Annotated in this window: 11 protein-coding genes and 4 pseudogenes; 8 read left to right on the top strand and 7 right to left on the bottom strand. The window is 61.5% G+C overall.

Features of this window, described 5'->3' with window-relative positions; genetic code table 11:
• Positions 1–10 precede the first annotated feature (10 nt).
• Together EOA13_RS31310 and EOA13_RS31315 are read left to right on the top strand one after the other, a co-directional pair.
• Positions 11–340 carry a nuclear transport factor 2 family protein gene (locus EOA13_RS31310; protein WP_127297265.1) on the top strand — a complete coding sequence of 110 codons (330 nt, stop codon included), beginning with the start codon at positions 11–13 and terminating at the stop codon, positions 338–340.
• Positions 337–1,116, top strand: a complete 780-nt coding sequence (locus EOA13_RS31315) for an SDR family oxidoreductase (RefSeq protein WP_127297266.1) — start codon at positions 337–339, stop codon at positions 1,114–1,116. Before EOA13_RS31310 ends, EOA13_RS31315 begins: the two co-directional genes overlap by 4 nt.
• 37 nt (positions 1,117–1,153) lie before the next feature.
• On the opposite strand, the pseudogene EOA13_RS31320 reads toward EOA13_RS31315, so the two are convergent.
• Positions 1,154–1,567, bottom strand: a pseudogene (locus EOA13_RS31320) (Lrp/AsnC ligand binding domain-containing protein); the annotation flags it as partial.
• On the opposite strand from EOA13_RS31320, the pseudogene EOA13_RS39050 reads away from it, so the two are divergent.
• The 5 genes and pseudogenes from EOA13_RS39050 to EOA13_RS31340 all read left to right on the top strand — a co-directional run.
• Positions 1,467–1,712: pseudogene (locus EOA13_RS39050) on the top strand (transposase); the annotation flags it as partial. The pseudogenes EOA13_RS31320 and EOA13_RS39050 sit on opposite strands and share 101 nt — an antisense overlap.
• Positions 1,713–1,855: 143 nt before the next feature.
• Positions 1,856–2,983 (top strand): annotated as a pseudogene (locus EOA13_RS39055) (transposase domain-containing protein).
• 498 nt (positions 2,984–3,481) lie between these two features.
• Complete coding sequence (locus EOA13_RS31330; RefSeq protein WP_127297268.1) at positions 3,482–4,141, top strand: amino acid ABC transporter permease; 660 nt, start codon at positions 3,482–3,484, stop codon at positions 4,139–4,141.
• Positions 4,131–4,790 (top strand): ectoine/hydroxyectoine ABC transporter permease subunit EhuD, encoded by a 660-nt coding sequence (gene ehuD / locus EOA13_RS31335; RefSeq protein WP_127297269.1) that lies wholly within the window; start codon positions 4,131–4,133, stop codon positions 4,788–4,790. Before EOA13_RS31330 ends, ehuD begins: the two co-directional genes overlap by 11 nt.
• A complete protein-coding gene (locus EOA13_RS31340; protein ID WP_127297270.1) occupies positions 4,790–5,566 on the top strand; it encodes an amino acid ABC transporter ATP-binding protein in 777 nt (258 codons plus the stop codon). The genes ehuD and EOA13_RS31340 overlap by 1 nt, the downstream gene beginning before the upstream one ends.
• 77 nt (positions 5,567–5,643) lie before the next feature.
• On the opposite strand, the gene EOA13_RS31345 is transcribed toward EOA13_RS31340, so the two are convergent.
• The 4 genes from EOA13_RS31345 to EOA13_RS31360 form a co-directional block, all read right to left on the bottom strand.
• On the bottom strand, positions 5,644–6,342 hold the full coding sequence (locus EOA13_RS31345; protein ID WP_127297271.1) for a response regulator transcription factor: 699 nt from the start codon (positions 6,340–6,342) through the stop codon (positions 5,644–5,646).
• Positions 6,343–6,460: 118 nt separating this feature from the next.
• A complete protein-coding gene (locus EOA13_RS31350; protein ID WP_127297272.1) occupies positions 6,461–7,075 on the bottom strand; it encodes an acyl-homoserine-lactone synthase in 615 nt (204 codons plus the stop codon).
• Positions 7,076–7,141: 66 nt separating this feature from the next.
• Positions 7,142–7,870 (bottom strand): LuxR family transcriptional regulator, encoded by a 729-nt coding sequence (locus EOA13_RS31355; RefSeq protein WP_127297273.1) that lies wholly within the window; start codon positions 7,868–7,870, stop codon positions 7,142–7,144.
• 168 nt (positions 7,871–8,038) lie between these two features.
• Complete coding sequence (locus EOA13_RS31360) at positions 8,039–8,305, bottom strand: helix-turn-helix transcriptional regulator (protein ID WP_127297274.1); 267 nt, start codon at positions 8,303–8,305, stop codon at positions 8,039–8,041.
• Positions 8,306–8,431: 126 nt separating this feature from the next.
• Here EOA13_RS31360 and EOA13_RS31365 point away from each other — a divergent pair, with 126 nt between their 5' ends.
• Complete coding sequence (locus EOA13_RS31365) at positions 8,432–9,751, top strand: threonine synthase (protein ID WP_245490536.1); 1,320 nt, start codon at positions 8,432–8,434, stop codon at positions 9,749–9,751.
• On the opposite strand, the gene EOA13_RS31370 is transcribed toward EOA13_RS31365, so the two are convergent.
• A complete protein-coding gene (locus EOA13_RS31370; protein ID WP_127297275.1) occupies positions 9,746–10,819 on the bottom strand; it encodes a PLP-dependent cysteine synthase family protein in 1,074 nt (357 codons plus the stop codon). The genes EOA13_RS31365 and EOA13_RS31370 overlap by 6 nt on opposite strands.
• A pseudogene (locus EOA13_RS39065) lies at positions 10,813–11,168 on the bottom strand (hypothetical protein); the annotation flags it as partial. The pseudogene EOA13_RS39065 and the gene EOA13_RS31370, both read right to left, overlap by 7 nt.

Below are 11,168 nucleotides of genomic sequence, written 5' to 3' on the forward strand. Positions count from 1 at the left end.
AGACGAACAGATGAGTATCGAGCTACCTAAAGGCATTGCCAACTACTTTTTGGCTGAGCGGAGCAGGAGCGCTGAGGAGGTATCCCGGTGTTTCACCGAGACGGCAGTCGTCAGGGATGAAGGCAACACCTACAAGGGCCGGGATGCGATCCGCGGATGGAAAGCGCATGCCTCGAAGAAGTATAATTACACGGTCGAGCCGTTCGCTGTCGGAACCGAAGTCGGCCAGACGCTTGTGACGAGCCATATTGTCGGGGACTTCCCCGGCAGCCCGGTAGACCTGAGGTACACATTCGTCGTCGACGGCGAAGAGATCGCAGAATTGGGGATTACCCTATGATCCCGTTCCTCACAATGACGGGTAAGCGAGCACTGATTACCTCCGGCACTCGTGGTGCCGGCGCGGCGACAGTCGCCCTGTTCCAGGAACTCGGCGCTCAGGTTGTGACCAGCGCCCGCAAGAATCCTGGCGACCTCAGCGAATCCTTTTTCGTGGCCGCCGACCTGACGACGCCCGAAGGCTGCACGACTCTCGCCGATGGTGTGCGAGAGCGTATGGGAGGTGTGGATATCGTCGTTCACATGCTCGGCGGGTCGTCAGCCCCGGCCGGAGGCTTCAAGGTACTTGGTGACAACATATGGGCAAGAGAACTCGACCTGAATCTAATGCCTGCGGTGCGGCTTGATCGGGAGTTCGTGCCCGAGATGGTGGAACGCGGCACTGGGGTCGTCATTCATGTGACCTCAATCCAGCGGACGCTGCCATTGCCCGGGGCGACGACGGCCTACGCTGCGGCAAAGGCTGCCCTCTCAACCTACAGCAAGAGCCTGTCCAAAGAGATTTCGCCGCAAGGAGTGCGCGTTGCTCGGGTTTCTCCCGGCTGGATCGAAACGGAGGCGGCTGTCCATTTGGCAGAGCGGCTGGGAGCGGAACAAGGTGGCGATGCGACAGTCGGCAAGCGAATGATCATGGAGTCGCTGGGCGGCATTCCGATCGGTCGGCCGTCGAAGCCGGAAGAAGTGGCAAGCCTGATCGCATTCCTCGCCTCCGACCGTGCGGGCAGCATTACCGGATCGGAGTTCGTAATCGATGGCGGCACCATCCCGACAGTCTAGGCCATCGTCTCAGCAAAATTCGGGGGCTCCTGACCCGCTAGAACGGAAGGCGTGCGTTCTCCTTGACTTCCTTCATAACGAAGAAGGTTCGAGTCTGTCGAACGCCCGGCAGGACAATGAGTTTGTGTCCATGAAGTCTGTTGAAATCCGCCATGTCACGGACCCGTATCTTCAGAAGGTAGTCAAAGTCGCCGGCGACGAGGTTGCAGTGCAAGACCTCCTTGAGCATGTGTACCGCCTCTTCGAAGGCAGCGAAGCTTTCAGCCGTCGAACGATCGAGGACGACGCCCACAATGACCAGCGCGCCGAGTCCGACGGAACTTGGTGCGATCTCAGCGCGCACTCCCACGATGTGCCCTTCGTCGAACAGGCGCTGCGTGCGGCGATGGCACGTTGCCGCGCTGACATTCACACGGATTGCCAGGCTCGCATTTGTGAGCCGCCCGTCGGTTCAGTCGATCATCAAAAAGCTCCAGCGGGCGCAGTTCGGCCGCAGCTCCGAGCAGCTCGATCCCGACCAACTCGCGCTCGCGCTGGAAGACCTCGATGGCGATATCGCGCGCATCCAGGAGAGCCGCCCGATTGTCGGCAAGCCGTCGGTCGAGCGGCCGTCCCATCGCAAGTCGCTGCCCGATCATCTAACGCGCGAGAATGTCCTGCTCGATGTCGGCAGCACAGTCTGCACGGGCTGCGGCGGCGCGCTGCATAGCATCGGCGAAAAGCGTGAGCGAGATGCTGGATTGGGTACCAGCGCAGCTTCGCGTGATCAGGACGACGCGACCCAGATATGCTTGCCGGACCTGCGAGACGGTTGTGCAAGTGCCGGCTCCGGAGCGGCTGATCGCCGGCGGCATGGCCACGCCGGCGCTGCTGGCGCAGGTTTTGGTCAGCAAATATGGCGATCATACCCCGCTCTACCGACAATCGCAGATCTTCGCCCGCAGCAGTGTCGATCTTCCGCGCTCGACACTCGCTGGCTGGGTTGGCGGGGCCTGCTGGTGGCTCGAAGCCCTGCACGAGCGGCTTACCAAAAGCGTGTTCGCCTCCAACTATCTCTTTGCCGACGACACAGCGGTTCCGGTGCTTGATCCTGGCCGCAGCCGCACCAAGACCGGCAGGCTTTGGGTCTATGCCCGTGAACAGAGACCATGGGGCGGACCGGAACCGCCGGCTGCGGTCTATCTGTTCCGCCGGACCGCAAGGCCGAACGTCCGGTATCGCACCTTCAGCACTTCAAGGGCGTGCTGCACGTCGACGGCTATGCCCGCTTCGAGCAGCTCACCGTCAAGGGAGACCTAGTACTTGCTGCCTGTTGGGCCCATACTAGGCGCAAATTCTTTGATGTGTCGCAGGCCATCAACGCGCCGATAGCGATGGAAGCCCTGCGACGGATCGGCGAACTCTATGCAGTAGAAGCCGATGTTCGCGGTCAATCGCCGGTGCACCGGCTGGCGTCTCGGCGCAGCCGCTCGAAACCCATTGTCGATGCCATGCGGGTCTGGCTCGAAACACAGCTTCCGCGGACGCAGCACGCTCGCCATGGCGGTTCGCTACGCGCTTTCGCGCTGGGACGGACTGACCCGCTTTCTTGCACGACGGTCGCATCGAGCTCGACACCAACCCTGTCGAGCGCGCGATCCGTCCGGTCAGTCTCGGTCGCAAGAACCCCCTCTTCGCCGGCAGCGACGGCGGCGGCCATCGATGGGCGGTGCTGTGTTCGCTGAACGACACCTGCAAACTTAACGACGTCGAGCCCTACGCCTGGCTGCGCGATGTGCTCAGCCGCATGGTCGATGGATACCCGGTCAATCGGTTGGATGAACTCATCCCCTGGAACTGGAAAGCCCAAGTTCCTGTCAAGACCTGACCTCACGTGCAAGCTCCGGACGCTGCCGGGAGGTGGCGGGTCCGAGCACGGTGCGCAGCATGCGCAAGCTGCGCGCCCGTCCCTCGGTATCATTGGGCGATATCGCCATCCTGTCCCCGTTTGCGGCGGGAACGCGTCAAACAACGCCCGATCGCGGACGATCAAAAGAGCCCTGAAGCGGTCCGATCCAACGGGTTTCAGCCGTCATCCTAGCGTGGGTGCAATTACCGGCCAATGGCCGTGGCGACGGCAGCCGCGCTATAATGTAAACTTTGGCAATATCGTGTACATGTATATTGACACACGACTCCGACCGGGTCTATGAGAGAACCACCGATGGCCTGCCCCTACGGGCGATCGTTCTTTCCACGACGCGGAGGATGTCATGAGATCCGATCCGGAGAGCGCGATTTCTCGGCGTAAAACCGCCCTCCCCTGGCACGCCGAAACGATATTGACATCGTCGCCGCCCGACTCGACGAAGAGTGGTGGCACCCCATGCGCATGATCGAGATCTGGCTGGGCATTCTGCAAGGGCTGGGTATCACCGCAGAGGTCACGGCCTATGGCCTGGTCTTTGCAGTCCCCTTCGCGCTCGTCTTCGGCGTCGCGCAGTTTCTGACCACCGGCATGACGCGCATTCTGGTTACCGCCGTGATCGAATTCTGGCGCAGTTCAGCGGTCGTCGTCCTGCTCTTCTTCTTTTATTACGTTCTGCCGGTGATGGGGGTCACTCTGTCGGCGCTCACCGTGAGTGCATTGGTGCTCGGCCTCAACACCGGCGGCTATGCCAGCCAGGCGGTTCGCGCCGGGTTGCAGTCTCTGCCCGCTGGCCAACGCGAGGCGGGCATGGCGCTCGGCCTCTCGCGCCCAGCGATCCTGCTCCTGATCGAGCTGCCGCAGGCGCTGGTCGCGATGAGCCCGACCTTCGTCAACAACCTTATCCAGCTCGTCAAGGCGACTTCCCTGGTCTCGTTGGTCACGCTGACGGACATGACCTTCCGCGCCAAGGAAATCGCGCAGACCGACTACGACCCCGTCGCGATCTATTCGGCGCTGCTGCTGGCCTTCTTCGTCGTCTGTTATCCGATCGCACTTGCCGGCCGCTGGCTCGAGGCGCGGATCAATCCTGAAAGAGGAACGCCGCGTGGGATTTAACTTCGATTTCGCGCTATCGACCGTCCCGACGATCGTCGGGGCGATTGGAACAACCCTGCTCGCAACGGCGTTGAGTTGCTTCGGCGCTTCGGCGCTTGGCTTCGCTTTCGAAATGATCCGCCGCGGAGGCGGTGCGACTGGCCTCGCCGTCCGCTTCCTGATCGACTTCATCCGCTCGACGCCGGTTCTAGCCTGGCTCTATTTCCTGTATTTCGTCATGCCTTTCTATGGGATCCGGCTTGGCGCCATGACGGTCGGCATACTGGGGCTGAGCCTGTACTACAGCGGCTATCTGGCGGAGGTGTTCAAAGCGGGCATCGACGCGATCCCGAAAGGCCAGCAGGAAGCGGCGAGAGCCTTGTCGCTTACCCGCCGCGACACGGTCGTTTTCGTCATCGCTCCGCAGATGTTGCGCAACGTCGCCGCACCGTTGGGCAACTATCTTGTTTCGATCCTCAAAGCGACGCCCTATCTCGCAATCCTGGCGGTGCCCGAAATGCTCGGACGCGCCTTCGATATTGCTTCCGAGACTTATCGATATGCAGAGCCGCTCACCGTCGCTGGCATTCTGTTTCTCGCCTTGGCGCTGATCGTTGCTTATGGCGTAAAGCGCATCGAGCAGCGCCTGCTTGCATCCGGGCGTCGCTGATGCTCGCTCAAGCCCCGCTTCCAGTCTCCGCCGTTCAATCTATCCCTCATGTCCGGATCGACGGCCTCAACAAATGGTTCGGCGCCCTGCACGTTTTAAAAAGCATCGATCTTTCGGTCCGAGCGGGCGCGCGCATCGTCGTTTGCGGGCCGTCCGGCTCCGGCAAGTCGACCTTGATCCGCTGCATCAACGGTCTCGAGCCATTCCAGAAGGGAACGATTCAGTTCGAAGCGGCAACGCTGGACAAAGATGGCCGCGATACCGCGAAGGCGCGCCGGCAGACAGGCATGGTGTTTCAGAGCTTCAACCTGTTCCCGCACCTCACCGTGCTCGCCAACTGCACGCTGGCGCTGCGCCGGGTTCTCCTGAAACCGGCACGGGAGGCCGAAGAGATCGCCATGCAGCATCTGACAGCGGTGCACATCCCCGAAAAGGCGCAGGCCTACCCGGCCCAGCTCTCGGGCGGCCAGCAACAACGCGTGGCGATCGCGCGCGCGCTTTGCCTCAATCCCCGCATCATGCTGTTCGACGAACCCACCTCGGCGCTCGACCCGGAAATGATCAAGGAAGTCCTGGACGTCATGATCGCGCTGGCGGGAAGCGGCACGACCATGGTCTGCGTGACCCATGAAATGGGTTTCGCACGCGAAGTCGCGGATGAGATCGTTTTTATGGACGAAGGCCGCATCGTCGAGCATGCCTCGTCCGAAGACTTTTTCTCAGCAGGCGCTCACCCACGCGCCCGGCTGTTCCTGGATACCATCCTGAGCCATTGAGAGCCGATGCGTGTGTGGATCCTGCCTGCCGGCAATCGGGTGCGCAAGCGCGCCAGATGCCGGAATCGCCGAGCAGGTCACCACTCCGGCGCGAACGCGTAGCCAGCCGAGCGGACCGTCCGGATCACATCGCTTCCCACGGACGCCCGAAGCCTTTTGCGCAGTCTGGCTATATGAACGTCGACGCCCCGCACGTCGGTTGCGGCGGCATGTTCAGGCCACGCGGTCGCGACCAGCTCCTCGCGGCTGAAGACCTTGCCGGGCTGCGCCAAAAGGCTGCGCAAAAGCTTGAACTCGATCGGTGGCATCACGATTTCTTTTTGCCTGAAGAATGTCCGGTGAGTCTGCCGCTCCAGCCGGAAATCGCCGTGCACCAACTCACCTGAGTCCGTTTCGCGCGATAGCTTGGCACGGCCCGCTTTGCCATGCAGCCAGGCCAGAAGCTGTTCGGGGGCGAAGGGCCGGGAAAATATCTCGTCGACGCCCGCCTTGATCAAGTCGAGATGCAGCTTGCCCGAACGCGGGGCAACCAGGCTCACGACCGGAGTCCCTTTGGTTGCGGCGCTGGACTTCAACCAGGTGCACTGTTTGACCACTGCACGGTCGCCTGGATGGCAGTCCATGATCACGGCAAGTGGGGCTGAAGCCTCGATGGCGCCTGCGATTTCCCGGTCTCCCGTGATCAGCCGTATTTCGAAGCCAGCTACCGACAGTATGTGCCCGAAAACCAGGAAAAAATCCGGGTCTTTCGAGGAGATCAGGACCAGCGGCTTCATGAGTCCATCAATAGGGTTCGACACATCATAAGGCTGACTACCGCGCAAATGGGCGCGATGACAATATACCCTGATGATCGACGCCTCGCGGGCTGTCCGCAAGTGCCTGGCTTCGAGCCTAGATCTTGTCCGCAAGTATGACGCCGCTGATGCCGTAAGCGCGGCGCGTCTGTTCAACAGCCTCGGGCGTGACGTCGATCAGCAGCGCGATGATGTCGCCGTCGGGATGTTCGAGAACGTCGCCTAGCTCGGTCAGCGTCCAGCCAAGCGCGCGCAGCCGTTTTGGCCAGAATGTCTCGCACACCACGCTGATCTGTCGAATCCCCAGACTTTGCGCGGTCTCAAGCAGGCCGCAGAGAACAAAGCCGGCGACCGGCGACGAGGCGCCCTGCGTGCGAAGCGATGGAACGACGAAGAAACGCGTCCACTCGAAGATTTCAGCCGCGCGCGGAGGCCTGCCGTCGGCGAGACCCGGGAACACTTCGCTCATGAGATGCGGCTCCAGCGTCGGCACGAGACGAGAGCCGCCTACGATCTTGCCGTTGGTGTCAAGCGCCAGAACATAAAGCGTATGCTCGTTGTCGAAGGCGTCGATCTCGATATTGATGGGCCGTGCGACGGCGCGCCAACGCCGCTGCTTGACGTAAATCTCGTACCGAATGCGAAAGTAGCGCTCCAGAACTTTCCTGTAGTGCTTCCTGTTGTCCCAATCGACCAGATGTATACGAACCATTACGCCTCCAGGCGGAGGGTCGTAGGAAAACGGACTTGCCGTACGTATGACGGTATTCAGGTATTGCTAAATCTGGATTTCCTGCCGTCGCAGCGCCTTGACGATGGCGTGCGCGACATTGATCGCGTCGAGCTTTGCTCGAATGTTGCGCTGATGGCTTTCAACCGTGTTGCGGGTAACACCGAGGATACAAGCGATGTCATCGGTGGATTTGCCTTGCGCGCTCCACTCCAGGAGTTCGCGCTCGCGTGCCGTCAAGGGCGTGGGCTCATCGCCATCGCTCGGTGTTCCCAACCCTGAGAGGCTGCGAAAGGTATGCACGCAAAGCGTCTCGATAAGGGGCATGGCGCTTGGCGGAACGTCCATCCGGTCACTCGCCATCGTGACGACGCCTGGCCCGGCCAATGGGACATGAATTGGGACGCAGATGCCTTCTTTCATCCCGAACTCGGCCGCCTCGTCCATGACCAGCTTCGCGCGTGGAACCAGCCTTGCGGCCGGCAGCTCGCCCCATGGGAAAGGCTCAGGCGAGTGCCGACACTGGGCGACACAAGGATCGTGCAAAAAATAGTCCTCGGTGACGTAGCGACGATGCCATTCAGGAGACCAGCCATCAGCAAGAATTTCACGCTGCCAGTCCGTACCGTGCGGCACAGGCAGTCCGGTGATCAGAAAATTGCGCAAGCCATAGCGCTCCATGGCTAAGCGGAACTCCTGAAGGATTGCATCGGCCGAGCGCGCAGTATCGATCCTCGTGATCGCCGCAAAAAGATCGACAACAGTTTCGTTCTCCATTGGAAGACCTCAACCACAGTCAGGCCCTACCCCGCGGAACAACCTATGGCTGTCTAGACACCGCCTTCAATGGGGCACGCATAGAATGTACACTAAAGGAGTCAACCCCGCGTCACAAAGACGAGATAAGTGCAAATCCTGCCAGTACTACATCGAGGAAGTTTGGCTTCAATCGTTCGACTTTGAAGCCGCGGGCTTCGCCACTCGAATAGCGCGCTTACTTGCCGGGCTTGCCGAAACCAACTCTTGCGGCTCGACATCCAACGCCTTGGCCAAAATTTCGACTGTATCCAGCGTGGCGTTGCGACGCCCGGCCTCGACGCTGCTGATATAGGCGCGCGTGCGGCCCGAAACGAAAGACAACTGCTCCTGAGAGAGTTTTCGCTCTCTCCGAAGCCGCTGCACGTTCAGGCCAAAAACGCCGCGAAGTTTCATCAAACAACGGATGCTATGGCGCGCACTATGGTGCGACACACTATAGTGCACATTCCGCATTGACAGCCGTGCTTCGGGCTGTTGAAACAACAAGAGAATTCATCGTTTCCTGGATAAGGAATAGCCATGGTGAGCCGGCCGTTTCGCGACCTCGCGCACGACATGTCCGACGCGCATCGCTCAGGCGACGCAAGTCGGGTCCTGGAGTTCCTCTGCATCCGGTGCGGCGCTTCCTACCCTGCCGATGTGACAATCGACTCCCAGGGATGCGCGCGCTGCCACGACACCGCGCCGGCAAATCTTCGTCCGGTCTATGCCGCCCCGCACCTCCATCCCCTTCACGGCGGCACCAGTTCGCGCTCGCTGTGGCGTTTTGCGCATGTGCTGCCTTGCACAGAAGCGGAGGCCGTGAGCCTCGGCGAGGGGCTGACACCTTTGCTTGCCGCGCCCCGCATCGGGGCGTTTCTCGGCGTGCCGGACCTCGCAATCAAAGACGAAGGCCGAAACCCGACGTGGTCGCACAAGGACCGCTTCTCGACGATCGCGGTCAGCGTGGCGCGCGCGCGCGGCGCGAAGATCGTCGCGACCGCCTCATCGGGAAACGCCGGCGCTTCGCTGGCGGCCTACGCTGCCCGAGCCGGGCTCAAATGCGTCGTCACCACTTTCGCGGGATCAGCCGGCGCGATGCTGGCGCAGATCCGAAAATATGGGGCGACGGTCCTGCCCTTGGTCAGCAAAATGGACCGATGGTCGCTGCTTGAACAGGCGGCTGCCCGCTACGACTGGTTCATCGCCTCACCCTATCACGGTCCGGTCGTCGGCAGCCATCCACTCGGCATCGAGGGCTACAAGACGATCGCCTATGAGATCGTCGAGCAATCAGATGGCACGGCGCCAGACTGGTGCGTCCTGCCGGTCTGCTACGGCGATGCCCTGTCCGGTGTGTGGGCTGGCTTTTGCGAGCTGTTCGCGCAAGGCTCGATCACGCGCCTGCCTCGTCTCGTCGCGGCGGAGGTGCATGGGTCCCTGGCGGCCGCTCTGGCCAGCGGCGCCGATGCGTTGAGTGAACGCAAAATGCTCTTCGACAGCCTTGCCGTATCGATCGGCACGCCGCGCAGCACCTTTCAGGCCCTGAAGGCTCTGCGCGAATCCGGCGGGCACGCCGTCCCCGTCAGCAATCACGGCCTGATCGCGATGCAGGAACGCCTTGCTCGGGAGGAAGGAATCTTTGCCGAATTGGCGTCTGTCACGCCGCTGATGGCGATATCGACGTTGAAGAACCAAGGTGTCATCGCAGCCACAGACCGTGTCGTGGCCGTCGTGACAGCCAGCGGTCTCAAGGACCTCGATCGGTCCGCCGCTTCGAACGAACACGATCAGATCTTCCAGACGACGGACGATGCATGGCGCTGGCTCGACAAAAACGGGCTGGATCTCGCTTCATAGATTTTCCGGGGCGCCAACAGCCGGCGGCACTTCGCTTGCTGCCTGCGTTTTCAGCACATCGTCAAGGCTGCGACGCAGCCAAAGAAAGCGCGTCCATTGCGTTTCTGCGGCCGGTGCGATGGTGGTCAGAGTCCTCGGCTCGGACAGTTCCTTGCAGGGCCAGCCAGGCAGAGCGGCAAGCCAGTCATCATTGTAGACAGTCTCGGCATGGCGATGGCCTTCGTCAGGCATGATGACCGCCACTTGCGCATCCGGAAGGGTCGCTGAAACCCATTGCGCCACCAACGCGGCGGCGCCGCTGGTCGGCCCCATGAAGAGGCCGTGCTCGCGCAGCAAACGATGCGCGGTCCTATAGGCCGGATAGGCGCCAACCCAATGGATCTCGTCGACAAGCTCATGCCTGACATTTTTAGGAAGTACGCTGTTGCCCAGGCCCCGCAGCATGCGTTTGCCGACGGGCTGTCCGAACAAGATGCTGCGATGGGTATCGACGGCAAACACCGTCAGATGCGGAAAGACCGTTCGCAAAAAGGACGCGGTGCCGCATAGCGAGCCGCCCGTACCGACGCAGCCGACCAGGCAGTCAATCCTGCCCATTGCCCGGATGACAAGTTCGGCCAGCCGCGCGTAGGCAAGCCAGTTGCCCGGACTGTCGTATTGGCGGGTCCAGAAGCCGTCCGGCTCGTTGGCCAGGATTTCCTGGAGGCGCTCCAGCCGGCCAGGCTGATTGCCGTCGCCGCGCGGATCGTCAAGGGCGATGACTGTGGCGCCGATGCGCTCCAGGCGGGCTTTGTATTTGGCGTCGATCAGCGTTGAAGCGGTGACGAGCGTAAGGCGATAGTCACGCGCCGCCGCCAGCAGCGCGACCGCCATGCCGAACGTGCCCGACGTCGTCTCGACAATGTGGGCGCCTGCCTTCAGTTCGCCATCCGACGCTGCGCGATCCAGAATGTAGCGGGCCGGCATCAGCTTCATTAGCGGAAACGCCGCGGCCACGAGATTTGGCGCCAGGCGCGCAAGGCGCGGGGTTTCAAGGTCCCTGAAATAGTCCACGTCGAAGGTCACCATGTCCAGCCCTCCGCATTGACCAGATGGACCTCGACATCCTTGAAGCCGGCACCTCTTATCTGCTGCGCGACCAGGGCCGCGCGTCGTTTCAGATTCGATGCAAAAAGATCGAAAATCAGGCCGAACAACGAACCGCTATGGGCGACTTGCACCCCGCACGCCCTGGCTCGCCGGGCGATTTCGGCGATCTCGCCGAAGCGCTGTTTCGGCAAGTGCCGTTGACTAGAGCGGGATGAATTTAGGTTGGGCATAGCCTGCCTCTGTGAAGTAATTTCGGCATTCGGTTGACGTGACGGTGCCGAGGATTTGGCCGATGGCGTCACAGACGGTTTCGACTGTTCGCTTGGCA

This window comes from Mesorhizobium sp. M7A.F.Ca.US.011.01.1.1, assembly GCF_003998295.1.
In the GTDB taxonomy this organism is placed as follows: Bacteria; Pseudomonadota; Alphaproteobacteria; order Rhizobiales; family Rhizobiaceae; genus Mesorhizobium.

Coding starts and splice junctions, on each gene's coding strand:
- EOA13_RS31310 (WP_127297265.1), top strand. CDS start 11: ATGAGTATCGAGCTACCTAAAGGCATTGCCAACTACTTTTTGGCTGAG.
- EOA13_RS31315 (WP_127297266.1), top strand. CDS start 337: ATGATCCCGTTCCTCACAATGACGGGTAAGCGAGCACTGATTACCTCC.
- EOA13_RS31330 (WP_127297268.1), top strand. CDS start 3,482: ATGCGCATGATCGAGATCTGGCTGGGCATTCTGCAAGGGCTGGGTATC.
- EOA13_RS31340 (WP_127297270.1), top strand. CDS start 4,790: ATGCTCGCTCAAGCCCCGCTTCCAGTCTCCGCCGTTCAATCTATCCCT.
- EOA13_RS31345 (WP_127297271.1), bottom strand. CDS start 6,342: ATGAAGCCGCTGGTCCTGATCTCCTCGAAAGACCCGGATTTTTTCCTG.
- EOA13_RS31350 (WP_127297272.1), bottom strand. CDS start 7,075: ATGGTTCGTATACATCTGGTCGATTGGGACAACAGGAAGCACTACAGG.
- EOA13_RS31355 (WP_127297273.1), bottom strand. CDS start 7,870: ATGGAGAACGAAACTGTTGTCGATCTTTTTGCGGCGATCACGAGGATC.
- EOA13_RS31360 (WP_127297274.1), bottom strand. CDS start 8,305: ATGAAACTTCGCGGCGTTTTTGGCCTGAACGTGCAGCGGCTTCGGAGA.
- EOA13_RS31365 (WP_245490536.1), top strand. CDS start 8,432: ATGGTGAGCCGGCCGTTTCGCGACCTCGCGCACGACATGTCCGACGCG.
- EOA13_RS31370 (WP_127297275.1), bottom strand. CDS start 10,819: ATGGTGACCTTCGACGTGGACTATTTCAGGGACCTTGAAACCCCGCGC.